The 14062-nt window shown below is 73.1% G+C and carries 10 protein-coding genes; 6 read left to right on the forward strand and 4 right to left on the reverse strand.

Annotated elements, in window-relative coordinates; genetic code table 11:
- Window positions 1-123: 123 nt before the first annotated feature.
- Both acs and AB0D45_RS18315 read right to left on the reverse strand, forming a co-directional pair.
- Window positions 124-2079: an acetate--CoA ligase gene (gene acs, locus AB0D45_RS18310; protein WP_362460043.1), complete on the reverse strand. Its 1956-nt coding sequence runs from the start codon at window positions 2077-2079 to the stop codon at window positions 124-126.
- Window positions 2080-2332: 253 nt separating this feature from the next.
- Window positions 2333-4750 carry a SulP family inorganic anion transporter gene (locus tag AB0D45_RS18315; RefSeq protein WP_362460046.1) on the reverse strand — a complete coding sequence of 806 codons (2418 nt, stop codon included), beginning with the start codon at window positions 4748-4750 and terminating at the stop codon, window positions 2333-2335.
- A gap of 234 nt (window positions 4751-4984) precedes the next feature.
- Between AB0D45_RS18315 and AB0D45_RS18320 the strand changes: the two genes are divergently transcribed.
- The gene (locus AB0D45_RS18320) at window positions 4985-6298 is read left to right on the forward strand and encodes a hypothetical protein (protein WP_362460049.1); all 1314 of its coding nucleotides are present in this window, start codon (window positions 4985-4987) and stop codon (window positions 6296-6298) included.
- Here AB0D45_RS18320 and AB0D45_RS18325 read toward each other — a convergent pair.
- On the reverse strand, window positions 6255-7268 hold the full coding sequence (locus tag AB0D45_RS18325; RefSeq protein WP_362460052.1) for an ATP-binding protein: 1014 nt from the start codon (window positions 7266-7268) through the stop codon (window positions 6255-6257). The genes AB0D45_RS18320 and AB0D45_RS18325 overlap by 44 nt on opposite strands.
- 109 nt (window positions 7269-7377) lie before the next feature.
- Here AB0D45_RS18325 and AB0D45_RS18330 point away from each other — a divergent pair, with 109 nt between their 5' ends.
- On the forward strand, window positions 7378-8220 hold the full coding sequence (locus tag AB0D45_RS18330) for an oxidoreductase (protein ID WP_362460055.1): 843 nt from the start codon (window positions 7378-7380) through the stop codon (window positions 8218-8220).
- Between the two features lie 513 nt (window positions 8221-8733).
- Here the strand turns inward: AB0D45_RS18330 and AB0D45_RS18335 are convergent.
- Window positions 8734-9597: an HAD-IB family hydrolase gene (locus AB0D45_RS18335; protein WP_362460058.1), complete on the reverse strand. Its 864-nt coding sequence runs from the start codon at window positions 9595-9597 to the stop codon at window positions 8734-8736.
- A 508-nt stretch (window positions 9598-10105) separates the two neighbouring features.
- On the opposite strand from AB0D45_RS18335, the gene ssd reads away from it, so the two are divergent.
- The 4 genes from ssd to AB0D45_RS18355 are packed head-to-tail and all read left to right on the forward strand — an operon-like array spanning window position 10106 to window position 14053.
- Window positions 10106-11251 carry a septum site-determining protein Ssd gene (ssd, locus tag AB0D45_RS18340; RefSeq protein ID WP_362460169.1) on the forward strand — a complete coding sequence of 382 codons (1146 nt, stop codon included), beginning with the start codon at window positions 10106-10108 and terminating at the stop codon, window positions 11249-11251.
- A complete protein-coding gene (locus AB0D45_RS18345; RefSeq protein ID WP_361602328.1) occupies window positions 11248-12396 on the forward strand; it encodes a TadA family conjugal transfer-associated ATPase in 1149 nt (382 codons plus the stop codon). The genes ssd and AB0D45_RS18345 overlap by 4 nt, the downstream gene beginning before the upstream one ends.
- Entirely contained in the window at window positions 12393-13277 is an 885-nt protein-coding gene (locus tag AB0D45_RS18350; protein WP_362460061.1) for a hypothetical protein, read from the forward strand. Before AB0D45_RS18345 ends, AB0D45_RS18350 begins: the two co-directional genes overlap by 4 nt.
- Complete coding sequence (locus tag AB0D45_RS18355; protein WP_362460064.1) at window positions 13277-14053, forward strand: type II secretion system F family protein; 777 nt, start codon at window positions 13277-13279, stop codon at window positions 14051-14053. The genes AB0D45_RS18350 and AB0D45_RS18355 overlap by 1 nt, the downstream gene beginning before the upstream one ends.
- The last annotated feature ends 9 nt before the right edge of the window (window positions 14054-14062 follow it).

Raw genomic sequence — 14062 nt, forward strand, 5'->3', positions numbered from 1 at the left:
TTTATTTTATTTGTGGCGGGGGGCGGCGCCGTGTCGTGCGTCTATCTCTTCCACTCCGGGGGGGGGGGGCGCGCGGGGGCCCCCGGCCCCCCCCCCCCCCCCTCAGGCCGGGGCCTGCCGGTCTCAGTCCTCGTCGGAGCTGGCGGGCAGCTTCGTCTGGATCAGGTCCATGACCGAGGAATCGGCCAGCGTGGTGACGTCACCCACCGCACGGTTCTCCGCCACGTCGCGCAGCAGACGGCGCATGATCTTGCCCGAGCGGGTCTTCGGCAGCTCCGCCACCGGCAGGATCCGCTTGGGCTTCGCGATCGGGCCGAGTGTGGCCCCCACGTGGTTGCGCAGCTCCGCGACCAGGCCCTCCGTCTCCGACGCGCTGCCGCGCAGGATCACGAAGGCGACGATCGCCTGGCCCGTGGTCTCGTCGGCCGCGCCGACCACGGCCGCCTCCGCGACGGAGGGGTGCGAGACGAGGGCCGACTCGACCTCGGTCGTGGAGATGTTGTGGCCGGAGACCAGCATGACGTCGTCGACCCGGCCGAGCAGCCAGATGTCACCGTCGTCGTCCTTCTTGGCGCCGTCGCCGGCGAAGTACTTGCCCTCGAAGCGCGACCAGTAGGTGTCGATGAACCGCTGGTCGTCACCCCAGATGGTGCGCAGCATCGACGGCCACGGCTCGGTGAGGACCAGGTAGCCGCCCCCGCCGTTCGGAACCTCGTTCGCCTCGTCGTCGACGACGGTGGCCGAGATGCCGGGCAGCGCGCGCTGCGCCGAGCCGGGCTTGGTCGCGGTGACACCCGGCAGCGGGGAGATCATCATGGCGCCGGTTTCGGTCTGCCACCAGGTGTCCACGATCGGGCAGCGGTCGCCGCCGATGTGCTTGCGGTACCAGATCCAGGCCTCGGGGTTGATCGGCTCGCCGACCGAGCCCAGCACGCGCAGGCTCGACAGGTCGAACTTCGCGGGGATGTCGTCGCCCCACTTCATGAACGTACGGATCGCCGTGGGCGCGGTGTAGAGGATGGTGACGCCGTACTTCTGCACGACCTCCCAGAACCGGCCCTGGTGCGGGGTGTCCGGCGTGCCCTCGTACATCACCTGGGTGGCGCCGTTGGCGAGCGGCCCGTAGACGATGTAGGAGTGCCCGGTCACCCAGCCGATGTCGGCGGTGCACCAGTAGACGTCGGTCTCCGGCTTCAGGTCGAAGACGGCGTGGTGCGTGTACGCGGCCTGCGTGAGGTAGCCGCCCGAGGTGTGCAGGATGCCCTTCGGCTTACCCGTGGTGCCCGAGGTGTAGAGGATGAAGAGCGGGTGCTCGGCGTCGAAGGCCTGCGGGGTGTGCTCCGTGGACTGGCGGCCGACCAGCTCGTGCCACCAGACGTCCCGGCCCTCGGTGAAGGCGGTGTCCTGGCCGGTGCGGCGCACCACGAGGACGTGCTCGACCTGCGGGCACTTGGCGACGGCCTCGTCGATGGCCGGCTTGAGCGCGCTCGGCTTGCCGCGGCGGTAGCCGCCGTCGGCGGTGATCACCAGCTTGGCGTCCGCGTCCTGGATGCGGGAGGCCACGGCGTCGGCGGAGAAGCCGCCGAAGACCACCGAGTGCGCGGCGCCGACACGGGCGCACGCGAGCATCGCGACGACCGCCTCGGGGATCATCGGCAGGTAGACGGCGACCCGGTCGCCCGCCCGCACACCGAGCTCGGTGAGGGCGTTGGCGGCCTGGGAGACCTCGTCCTTGAGCTGGGCGTAGGTGATCGAGCGGCTGTCGCCGGGCTCGCCCTCGAAGTGGAGGGCGACGCGGTCGCCGTTGCCCGCCTCCACGTGCCGGTCCACGCAGTTGTACGCGACGTTCAGCTTGCCGTCGGCGAACCACTTCGCGAAGGGCGGGTTGCTCCAGTCGAGCGTCTGGGTGGGCTCGGTGTCCCAGCTCAGCCGGCGTGCCTGCTCGGCCCAGAAGCCCAGCCGGTCCGCGTCGGCCCGTGCGTACGCCGCCTCGGTCACGTTGGCGGCGGCCGCCAGATCGGCGGGCGGTGCGAACCGCCGCTCCTCCTTGAGCAGATTGGCCAGGCTCTCAGTGCTCACGACATCTCCCTTTCCCAGAGTTTGCGTTGTCCCCGGGCATAGCTGTGTCTCCGGGCATAGCTCATCAGCCGGATGCCCAGGTGACAAGGGGTAGCCGGAAATTGGTTTAGACCTATATCACGACTGGGGGGACACGGCGTACAGCCACGGCGTACGGCCACGGCGTACGAAGGCCCCTTCCCGCCGCAGCGTGCGGGAAGGGGCCAACAGCTTGCACGGATACGGGAGGGTATCGGTTCGAGCGGGTTGTGGATCAAGCACTCTGGCCGACGCTGTCGAAAACCCGACAGTCGAAGAAGTCCTCTCCCTCGGACAGCAGGTAGGCCTGCGCCTCACCCACGTGGAAGTACATCCCGTGCAGTTCCAGCGTGCCCGCGGCGAGCCGCCGGGCCACCGACTCGTGGGCCCTCAGGTGCTCCAGCTGCTGCACCACATTGGTCAGGCAGAGCTGTTCCACGGCGTCCGCGGGCAGCCGCCCGGCGATCCGGGCCCAGGCGTGGTGCCGGCTGCTCATCCGCTCCAGGCTGGGCAGGCCGTGCCGCAGCCAGCGCGTCAGCGGGGTCACCGGCGCCTCGGGGTGCGAGTTCAGGAGGGCCTGCATGGCCCCGCAGCCCGAGTGCCCGCACACCGTGATGCTGTCGACCTGGAGCACGTCCACGGCGTACTCGATGGCCGCTGCGACCGAGTCGTCGGTGGCCTCGGCGCCGGGGAGCGGGACGAGGTTGCCCACGTTGCGGACGGTGAACAGGTCGCCCGGGCCACTGGCCGTGATCATGCTGGTGACGAGGCGGGAGTCCGCGCAGGTCAGGAAGAGCTGTGAGGGCCGCTGCCCCTCCCGGGCCAGCCGCGCCAGCTCGTCGCGCACGTGCGGTGCGGTGTCCCGCTGGAAGGCGGTGATGCCGCTGGCGAGTTGCCCGGCGCCGCGCCGGCGGGGCGCCGCCGCGCTGCCGGGGGCTCCGGCCGCGCTGGGAATCGTAGGGGCGACCACGCCATCGGGGCCGGACGGGCCGCCGTGGCCCCCCGACAGGGTGCCGGCGCGAGCCGCACGATGGTCACAGTGGTTCTGCCAGGGCGTCCACGGGCGGCAGCAGTGGTGCGCCCCCGCTTCCGTACGCGCTTCCCCGTCCGCTTCTCCGTCCGCTTCCGGACCGGTGCCTGCGAGCGCCCGGCTGCCGCGGCCGGTCAGTTCCAGCGATCCGCCGTGTGCCAGGTGCGAGTCCTGCCAGTCGTGGAGGGTCTCGTAGGCGGCGTGGTCCATGAACGAGCCGTCCAGCTCGACCACCGCGTGCCCGCCGTGCGGCACCTGGTTGAGCACCCGGCTCAGCCGGGGGACCGCCAGGAACGTCAACTGCCCGCGCGCCACCACCCGATGGACGCCGTCCTGCTCGGTCACCGTGATCCGGGTCCGGGCCAGCCGGTGCAGGGCCGTCGCCACCGCGACCGCGATCCCGACGGCCACGCCCTCCAGCACCCCGCCCAGCACCACGGCCGCGATGGTCGTCGCGTAGACCAGCAGCTCACGGTGACGGTTGACCGTGCGCAGGTGCGTGATGTTGACCATCTGCACACCGACGTACATCACCAGGGCGGCCAGCGCCGCGAGCGGGATGAGGTCGAGGACGGGCACGAGCAGCCCGGCCGCGAGCACCACCCACAGGCCGTGGAACATGGCCGATTTCCGGCTGACCGCACCCGACTTGACGTTCGCCACGCTGCGCACGGCCACACCGGTGATCGGCAGCCCGCCCAGCAGCCCGGAGACGATGTTCGCCGCGCCCTGGCCGCGCAGCTCGCGGTCGAGGTCGGCGCGGGGCGGGCGGTTGTCCGTACCGCGCTCGGAGGCGATCAGCTTGTCGGTGGCGACCGAGGACAGCAGGGACTCCACGCTGCCGACCAGTGTGATGGTCAGGACGGCGGCGATCAGCCCCAGGACCGGCCCTTCGGGAACTTCGGGCAGCGCGTGGCTGCGCCACGACGGCAGGTCCACCCGGGGCAGGGCGAGCCCGGCCAGCGCCGCGAAGGCGGTGGCGGAGGCGACGGCCGCCAGCGCGGCGGGCACCTTGCGCAGGGCGCGCCCCACCCGCCCGGGCAGCCTGTTCCAGACCAGCAGCACGCACAGCGTCAGCGCGCTCACCCCGAGCGCGGCCGGATGCGGGTCGGCCAACTGGGCGGGCAGGCCCAGGACGTTGGCCACGGCGGAGCTCTGCGGGCTGCCGCCGAGCACGATGTGCAGCTGGGCCAGGGCGATGGTCACGCCGATGCCCGCGAGCATCCCGTGCACGATCGCGGGACTGACCATCAGCGCGGACCGGGCGGTGCGCAGGAGGGCGAGCCCGAGCTGGCAGAGACCCGCGAGCACGGTGATGGCGCATGTGGTGCGCCACCCGTAGCGCTGGATCAACTCGGCGGTCACCACGGTCAGTCCGGCGGCGGGCCCGCTCACCTGGAGGGGCGCTCCGCCGAACCGGCCGGCCACGATCCCGCCCGCGGCCGCGGCCACCAGCCCGGCCTGGAGCGGGGCGCCGGTGGCCAGCGCGATGCCGAGGGAGAGGGGCAGGGCGATCAGGAAGACGGCGACGGACGCGGACAGGTCCGCGGGGAGGTCCTTGAGGGCGGCCGGGGCTGGGCCCGGGGCCGGGGGCGGCGTTGTGGCTGGGGCTGTGGCTGTCATGGGTTCCCGTCTCCTCTGAGGAGGGATGAAGCGGCGGGAGTCTCAACACTCGGTAAATGGACGGTAATGGAGAGTAAAGAGCCGTGGGGGGTAATACGGGCAAATGGCCTAGGAATTAGCGCTCAGGAGTGAATAAGCATTTTGTCTGGCTTGTCATACCTTCCTTTAAGCAGCCCACGTGGGACGTTGCCTCGCGGAAGTCCTGCGACGGAACTGCGAGGAAGGGGTGGGCGGATGATCGCCGCCACGAAGAAGATCGCCGGCGGCCTGGTCGCCACGGCCCTTGTCCTGGGCGCCGCCGGGTGCAGCGGTTCCGGGCCCGCCGAGCCCGGCGGCGCCGCCGGCCCCGGCGCCAGGAAGGGCGCCCCGGGCCCGGCCGCTCCCGGCAGTGTCAACCGCCCCATCGGCGACGGCTCGACCGCCTACACCGGTTCGCAGCCGAACGTCCAGGTACCGAAGAAGCTGAAGCCCGGTGAGAAGCCGCCGCAGTTCGTGGTGTTCTCCTGGGACGGAGCGGGCGAGGACAGCCAGAGGCTGTTCTCGCACTTCCGCGAGGTGGGCAAGCAGTACAACGCCCGGATGACCTACTTCCTCAGCGGCGTGTACCTGCTGCCGGAGGAGAAGCGTTCCCTCTACACGGCGCCGCAGCACTCCTCCGGCCTCTCCGACATCGGGTTCGGCGACCTCCAGGGCATCAAGGACACCGCCACCCAGGTCCGCGCGGCCTGGCTGGAGGGCAACGAGATCGGCACCCACTTCAACGGCCACTTCTGCGGCCCCGACGGCGGTGTCGGCACCTGGTCCGTGGCGGAGTGGAAGAGCGAGATCAGCCAGGCCAAGTCGTTCGTCAAGAACTGGAAGACGAACGCGGGCCTGAAGGACATGGCCCCGCTCCCCTTCGACTACGACAAGGAGCTCATCGGCGCCCGCACCCCCTGCCTCGAAGGCCAGAAGAACTTCATGCTCGCCGCCAAGGACATGGGCTTCCGCTACGACTCGAGCGGCATCAGCAAGCAGATCTGGCCCAAGAAGACGGACGGGCTCTGGGACCTGCCGCTGCAGCTCGTACCCATGCCCGGCCGCGCCTTCGACACGCTGAGCATGGACTACAACTACATGGTCAACCAGTCCGGTACGACCACCCAGGGCGATCCCTCGCAGCACCGCTACTGGGGCGACCAGATGCGCGAGGGCCTGCGGCAGGCCTTCGACCGGGCCTACCAGGGCAACCGCGCACCGCTGATCATCGGCAACCACTTCGAGTCGTGGAACGGCGGCACCTACATGCGGGCCGTCGAGGAGTCCATCAAGGATATGTGCACCAAGCCGGAGGTGCGCTGCGTGCCGTTCCGCGAGCTGGCCGACTGGCTGGACGCCCAGGACCCGAAGACGCTGGAGTGGATGCGCACCCTCGACGTCGGCGAGGCGCCGAAGGAGGGCTGGGCGAAGTTCCTCACCGCGGGGCCGCCGGCGGCTCCGGCCGCCCCGCAGGGTGCCGGCCGGGTCAAGCCGGCTGAGGAGCGGGCCGCGGCGCAGGACGAGGGCTGACCAGGGCCTCGTGGAGGACGAAGCCGGGGTCGATCTGGTCCGCCAGGTCGATCCCGGTCTTGGCGTTCCCCCAGCTCTCCGCGTTGCGCAGGTGGAAATGCACCATCTGCTCGGTGTACCTGCCCCAGTCGCGGGCCGCGTAGGAGTCCTCCGCGGCGTCCTGGAGCGCCTGCAGCGCGAGCCGGTTGCTCGCCTCCAGCAGTTCGAAGCCGGCCGGACGGCCCCGTTCCATCGCCCGCACCCAGTCGGAGTGCCCGAAGGTGACCAGCAGGTCGTCGCCCACCTCGTCCTGGAGGAACTCGATGTCCTCGGGACCCTGCACCTTGTTGCCGACCACCCTCAGCGCCACCCCGAAGTCCCGGGCGTACTCCTTGTACTGGCGGTAGACCGAGACGCCCTTGCGGGTCGGCTCGGCGACCAGGAAGGTCACGTCGAAGCGGGTGAACATGCCCGACGCGAAGGAGTCCGACCCGGCCGTCATGTCGACGACGACGTACTCGTCGGGCCCGTCCACCAGGTGGTTGAGGCAGAGCTCGACCGCGCCGACCTTCGAGTGGTAGCAGGCCACCCCCAGATCGGACTCGGTGAAGGGGCCCGTCGCCATCAGCCGTACGGACGTCCCGTCGTCCAGGGGCAGCGTGCGCGCGCAGGCCGCGTAGACCGGGTTGTCCTCGGTGATGCGCAGCAGACGGGAGCCGGCGCCGGGCGGCGTGGTCTTGATCATGCTGTCGGCCGAGGCGATGCGCGGGTTGGAGCCGCGCAGGTACTCCTTGATCAGGGGCAGGTGGGCGCCCAGCGCGGGGAGCGCGGCGGCCTCCTCGTCGGTCAGCCCGAGGGCGGCGCCCAAGTGCTGGTTGATGTCGGCGTCCACGGCGACGACGGGGGCTTCGTTGGCTGCGAGGTGGCGGATGAAGAGGGAGGACAGCGTGGTCTTGCCGCTGCCGCCCTTTCCCACGAAAGCGATCTTCATGTTCACCAAGGGTAGTGGGTCGACAGCGGGGAGTGGCCGAGGTGAGTGAAGAAGACCACTCCAAGGAGGGGTCGGTGCCATGGGTGCACAGTGCGTAGGCTCCCTACTTATGAGTAGCGCTTCTGACCCGCTGGCGGCCCTCGGATCCCTGCCCGGGGTCGCCGAATCGGTGGATTCCGTACGCAAGGCCGTGGACCGCGTCTACGGGCACCGGGTGATGCGCCGGCGCAGCGGGGAGATCACCTCGGAGGCCGCCCTGCGCGGCGCCCGGGGCAGTGCGGCGCTGTCGGGCGCCGACTGGGCCCTGGAGGAGGTGCGCCGCCGGACCGACTTCGGGGCGGAGGACGAGGCGCGCACCGTGGGTGCCGCGCTGCGTCTGACGGCGGAGGCGGGCCAGCTGCTGAGCATCTGGCGCCAGTCGCCGCTGCGGGTGCTCGCGCGCCTGCACCTCGTGGCGTGCGGCTCGGCCGGGCCCGGCGGGGCCGGCGAGGGGGTGGGCGACGTGGTCGGCCGCCCGCGGCTGGCCGGTGAACAGGTGGACGAGCCCCTGGTGAGCCTTCCGCTGCCGAGCGCCGAGGAGGTCGCGGGCCGGCTGGACGGGCTGTCGCGGCTGATCATCGCGGGCGGGTCCGCCCCGGCGCTGATCACGGCCGCGGTGGTGCACGGAGAGCTGCTGGCCCTGCGGCCCTTCGCCTCTTACAACGGGCTGGTCGCGCGGGCGGCCGAACGGATCGTACTGATCAACAGCGGGCTTGACCCGAAGGCGATCTGCCCGGCGGAGGTCGGCCATGCGGAGCAGGGGGCCGAGGCCTATCTGAAGGCCTTCGAGGGCTACGTCTCGGGGACGGCGGAGGGGATGGCGGCGTGGATCGCGCACTGCGGACGCTCGATCGAACTCGGCGTGCGCGAGTCGACGGCGGTCTGTGAGGCGCTCCAGCGCGGCGCGGCCTGAGCCGTTCGGCCGTTCTTCGGCCGTCCGGTCATCGGCCGTTCGGCTGTTCCGCCATCGGCCGTCGGCCGTTCCTGCCGGGCGCAGGGTTGCGGCGACACCGTACTGCTGTGGTGTCGCCGCTGGCATTCACGCCCAGTTACCAAGCGTCCTCGATGGTTGCCCATCAGGCCGGGAACTTTGCCCGTGGCCTGGTGCGGCTGGCCCGTAATCGACGGGTCGACGTCGCGTGGGTGCTCGGCGTTCCTGCTTCGGTCCGTGGGCCTTACTGCGTATTAAAGATGATCCTCTCGGATGTTCTTTGGTCTCGCGGGCCGTGACTCCTTTGTACTCCGCTTCGGTGCCGAGCGAAACCCCTGGCCGGAGTTCTTTACTTTCCGGGGCGAGACGGGGCGAACCGGACACCCCGTTTGCCGGTGAAAGGGGGCGGCGGCAGGCCTATCGGGGTGATCGGCCGGGCCTCTCGTGCCGCCTGGGCCTCTCGGGGTGCCGCCTGGGCCTCTGGGGGGCGGCCGGTCAGGCGGAGGCCGCACCCGCGCGGCGGCGGCTCGCGTACCAGACCAGCCCGGCGGTGGCCGCCGCCGCACCGACCGCGGCCGCGGCGACGAGCGCGGGCCGGGCGGGCATCGACAGCCCGGGCAGGCGCTGCTTCAGCCGTACGGGCCTGTTGAACACCAGGACCGGCCACTCCCTCGCGACCGCCTCGCGCCTCAGCGCGCGGTCGGGGTTGACCGCGTGCGGGTACCCGACGGCCTCCAGCATCGGTACGTCGGTGATCGAGTCGCTGTACGCGTAGCACCGCGCGAGGTCGTACCCCTCGGACTCGGCGAGTTCGCGCACGGCTTCCGCTTTCGTGGGGCCGTAGGCGTAGTAGTCGATCTCTCCGGTGAAGCAGCCGTCCTCGCCGACCACCATGCGGGTGGCGACGACGCGGTCCGCGCCGAGCATCTCACCGATAGGCTCCACGACTTCGGCCCCCGAGGTGGACACGATCACCACGTCGCGGCCGGCCGTGTGGTGGGCCTCGATCAGGGACGCAGCCTCGTCGTAGATGATCGGGTCGATGAGGTCGTGCAGTGCTTCGGCGACGATCTCCCGCACCTGCTGGACGTTCCACCCCTTGCAGAGGGCGGAGAGGTACTCCCGCATCCGCTCCATCTGGTCGTGGTCGGCGCCGCCGGCCAGGAAGATGAACTGGGTGTACGCCGTCCGCAGCACGGCCCGGCGGTTGATCAGGCCGCCCCGGTAGAAGGACTTGCTGAACGTCAGAGCGCTCGACTTCGCAATGACCGTCTTGTCCAGGTCGAAGAAGGCGGCGGTCCGAGGCAAGGAGTGCGGCAAGGGCTGATTTTCCACGACCCGAGCATATGCGCCCACCATTCGGCGTAAGGTGTGGCGCGTGGGTTTGCCTGAGAAGGCTCTCGGGTACACCATGGAAGTCACGGATCGTTCGCGACCGTGCTAACCCGGTCTGGCTCCTCCCCCCCCGAGTCGGACCGTGGGGACGACCCCCGCTCTCCCCCCCGGCGGGGGTCGTCGCATGTCCGGACGCGGTTCGCGTCCCGTTCTCCCGGTCTTCGGCGACCATCTCCCAGCCCTTCCTCGTTGAGGGGCCCGCGTGGCGCAGGCCTTCACCTCCTCGAACTCGTGACGCTCCGTAGTTGTTCCGGAGCGCTCCGGAACTCACCTGATGGTGTGGCGGAGTTATTCACAAGTGGCTCCTTGTCCACAGTTTTCGAGCAAGATCCACTTCTTTTTCGCGATCCCTCCACCGTGATTCCAGCCGCGAAGTCCGCGGCCCGTGGATTTGCAGTGAGAAGGGGCGGAGATCGTGGCTGGATCGAAGTCGTGTGAAGCGCCGGCACCCGTGGTGGCCGGTGGGGGAGGGCTGCCCGCCCGTGGCGGCGGGGCCGTGCCCGGTGGCGGGCGGCCGCTGATCATCACGGAGGACCCGCTGCTGCTCGACGACCTGCTGCGGCTGTGCGCCGCCGCGGGCGCCGAGCCGTACGTGCACCATGCGGTGCCGGAGCAATCCGGAGCCGGCGGCGGCCATGGCGGCAGGGGTGAGGGCGGTGCCGGGGCCACCGCGGGTGTCGGCTGGGATTCGGCCCCGCTCGTGCTGGTCGGGGACGACGCGGCCCGCCGGGTGCGCGGGGCGCCGCGCCGGGACGGCGTGCTCCTCGTCGGACGCGACCTCGACGACCCCTTCGTGTGGCAGCGGGCGGTGGAGATCGGCGCCCAGGAGGTGCTGCGCCTCCCCGACGCCGAGGCCCTGATCGTCGACCGCATCGCCGATGTGGTGGAGGGTGCCGGGCGGCCCGCGCTCGCCGTCGGGGTGATCGGCGGCAGCGGTGGGGCCGGGGCGTCCACCCTCGCCTGCGCCCTCGCGCTGGGGGCGGCGAAGGCCGGCGAGCGCACCATCCTCATCGACGCCGACCCGCTCGGCGGCGGCATGGACGTACTGCTCGGCGGCGAGAGCGCCGAGGGGCTGCGCTGGCCGGACTTCGCCGCCTCGCGCGGCCGGGTCGGGGCCGGGGCACTGGAGGAGTCCCTGCCCGAGCTGCACGCGCTGCGGGTGCTGAGCTGGGACCGCGGGGAGCGGGTGTTCGTGCCGCCCGCCGCGATGCGGTCGGTCGTGGCCGCCGCCCGCAGGCGGGGCGGGGTGGTGGTGGTCGACCTTCCCCGGCGCGTGGACGAGGCCGTGGCGGAGGTGCTGGCCCAGCTGGACCTGGTGCTGCTGGTGGTGCCCGGGGAGCTGCGCTCGGTGGCCGCGGCGGGGCGCGTGGCGGCCGGGGTGCGGATGGTGGCCCGGGACGTGCGCGTGGTCGTACGGGGCCGCTGTCCCGACGGGCTCGACGCCGAAGGCGTGGCGGGGCTGCTCGGGGCGCCGCTGGCCGGCGAGGTGCCGGTCGAGGTGGGGCTTCCGGGGCGGGTGGCCGAGGGGGAACCGCCGGGCGCGCGGGGCACGCTGGCCCGCTTCTGCGACGGCTTCTGGCAGCGGGCGCTCGGCGCCGCCCAGGGGGTGCCGGCATGAGCGCCGTACTCCTGGACGCGGTGCGCCAGCATCTGGCCGAGAGCGGGGACGAACCGACGCCCGCCCGGGTGGCGGCCGCCCTGAGGGCACAGGGGCGGCTCCTCGGGGACGCCGAAGTGCTGGGCGTGGCCGCCGAGCTGCGGTCCGAACTGGTGGGCGCCGGGCCGCTGGAGCCGTTGCTCGCCGACCCCGAGGTCACCGATGTGCTGGTGGCCGCCCCGGACCGGGTGTGGGTGGACCGGGGCGGCGGGCTGGAGCTGACGGCGGTGACCTTCACCGACGCCGGGGCCGTGCGCAGGCTGGCCCAGCGGCTGGCCGCCGTCGCGGGGCGGCGGCTGGACGACGCCCGGCCCTGGGTGGACGCCCGGATGCCGGACGGCACCCGGCTGCACGCCGTGCTGCCCCCCGTCGCGGTCGGGTCGGCCTGCCTTTCGCTGCGGGTGGTGCGGCCGAAGGCGTTCACGCTGGACGAGCTGGTCGCCGCCGGGACGCTCCCGCCGGGCGGCCAGCGGCTCCTGCGGGCGATGGTCGAGGCCCGGCTGTCCTTCCTCGTCTCGGGCGGGACGGGTACGGGCAAGACCACCCTGCTCAGCGCCCTGCTCGGGCTGGTCGGGCCGGGTGAGCGGATCGTGCTGGCCGAGGATTCCGCCGAGCTGCGCCCCGACCATCCGCACGTGGTGCGGCTGGAGACCCGGCCCGCGAACCAGGAGGGGGCCGGGCTGGTCACCCTCGCGGACCTGGTCCGCCAGGCGCTGCGGATGCGGCCCGACCGGCTGGTGGTCGGGGAGGTGCGCGGCCCGGAGGTGGCCGACCTCCTCGCCGCCCTCAACACCGGGCACGAGGGCGGCTGCGGCACGGTGCACGCCAACGCCGCCGGGCACGTTCCCGCCCGGCTGGAGGCGCTCGGGACGGCCGCGGGGCTCGACCGGGCCGCCCTGCACAGCCAGCTGGCGGCCGCGCTGACGCTGGTGGTCCACCTGGTGAGGGACCGGGCCGGGCGGCGCCGGGTGGCCGAGGTGCACGTGCTGGAGCGGGATACGGCCGGGCTGGTCGTGACCGTGCCGGCGCTGCGCTGGGGAAGCCGCGGCTTCGTGCGGGAGGCGGGCTGGGCACGGCTCGCCCCACTGCTGGGAGGTGCGCGGTGAACGCCGGGCCGCTCGGGTCGGTGCCGGTGTTCGCCGGGGTGCTGTGCGCCGGGGCGGCGGCCTGGGGACTGGCCGGGGGAGAGCGGCTGTCCCGGCGGTCCCGGCTGGTGCTGGCCGGGGGAGGACCGCTGGTGCCCGGCGGGCCGGTGCCCGGGCAGCGGCTGGCGGCCGCCCTGCGGGTACGGGCCGCGCGGTGGCGGGAGTGGGCCGGCCTGGCGGCCGGGCTGGTGGTCGGCGTACTGGGCGGGTCGGTGATCCCGCTGCTGCTGGGCGCTGCTTCGGTGCCGCTGCTGCGGCGCTGGCTGCGGGCCAGGGAGGAGGAGCGGGCGCGCGCCGCCCGGGCGGCGGGCGTCGTGGCGCTGTGCGGGGCGGTGGTGGGCGAGTTGCGCGCCGGTGCCCAGCCCGGGCAGGCGCTGACCGTGGCGATGCGCCGTACGGCGGCCGGTCCCGGCGGTCCGGGTGCGGCGGAGGCGGGCGTACTGGCTGCCGCCGCCTTCGGCGGTGACGTGGCCGCAGCCCTGCACCAGGCGGCCCGGGAGCCGGGTGCACGCGGGCTGGCCGGTATGGCGGCCTGCTGGCGGGTCTCGGTGGACGGGGGAGCGGGCCTGGCGGCCGGACTCGACCGGCTCGAAGGGGCCCTGCGGGCCGAGCGGGACCGCGAGGAGTCGCTGCGGGCCCAGCTCGCGGGGGCCAGGTCCACGACGGTGGTGCTCGCGCTGCTGCCGCTGGTGGGGCTGCTGATGGGCACCGGGCTGGGAGCGGATCCGCTGCGGGTGCTCCTGCACTCCCCCGTCGGGTGGGGCTGCCTGCTGGCGGGCGGGGTGCTGGAGGCGCTGGGCCTGATGTGGTGCCGGCGGATCGTGCGGACGGGGGAGCGGTGATGGGCGGCTCCGCGGTCCACAGGCTGGGGATGGCGGTGTGCCTGGCCGTCCTGGTGTGGTTGCCGGTCTCGCTCGTGGCGGCGCAGCTGCGGCGGCGGTCGGCCCGGCGCAGGGTCGCGGTGCTCTTCCGGGGCGGGCCGGGGCGGCGCGGGCCGCTGTGGGGCCCTGCGGTCCGGGCGGCGGTGCCCGTCTGGGCGGGGCCGGCGGGGGCGCTGCTGGCCGGCTGGGTCCTGGTCGGCGGGGTGCCGGGGCTCATGGCCGGGTGCGCGGCGGCCTTCGGGGTGCGGTGGGTGCTCGCGCGGGCCCGCCGGCCCGACGGGGCGGACCTGCGGGAGGCGGAGCGGCAGTTGCCGTTCGCCGCGGATCTGCTGGCGGCCTGCCTGACGGCCGGTGCGGGTCCGGTGGAGGCCGCCGAGGTGGTGGGCGAGTCGCTGGGCGGCCCCGTGGGCGAGCGGCTGGCCCTCGCGGGTGCGGAGCTCCGCCTGGGCGGCGAACCCGGCGCCGCGTGGGGGAGGTTGGCCGAGATACCGGGAGCCCGGGGGCTGGCGGAGTGCCTGGAGCGTGCCGCGCGGACCGGGGCGCCGGCCGCGGAGCCGGTCTCCCGCCTGGCGGCGGCCCTGCGGGCGGACCGCTCCCGGCAGGCGGGTGCCCGGGCGCAGCGGGCGGCGGTGCTCGTCACCGCCCCGGTGGGGCTGTGTTTCCTCCCCGCGTTCCTCGCGGTCGGGGTGGCGCCGGTGGTGATCGGAATGGCCTCCGGGCTGCTCGCGGGCCGGTGAAGGGCCGCG

Origin of the sequence: Streptomyces sp. NPDC048352, from assembly GCF_040651895.1 — a bacterium.
Lineage (GTDB): Bacteria > Actinomycetota > Actinomycetes > Streptomycetales > Streptomycetaceae > Streptomyces.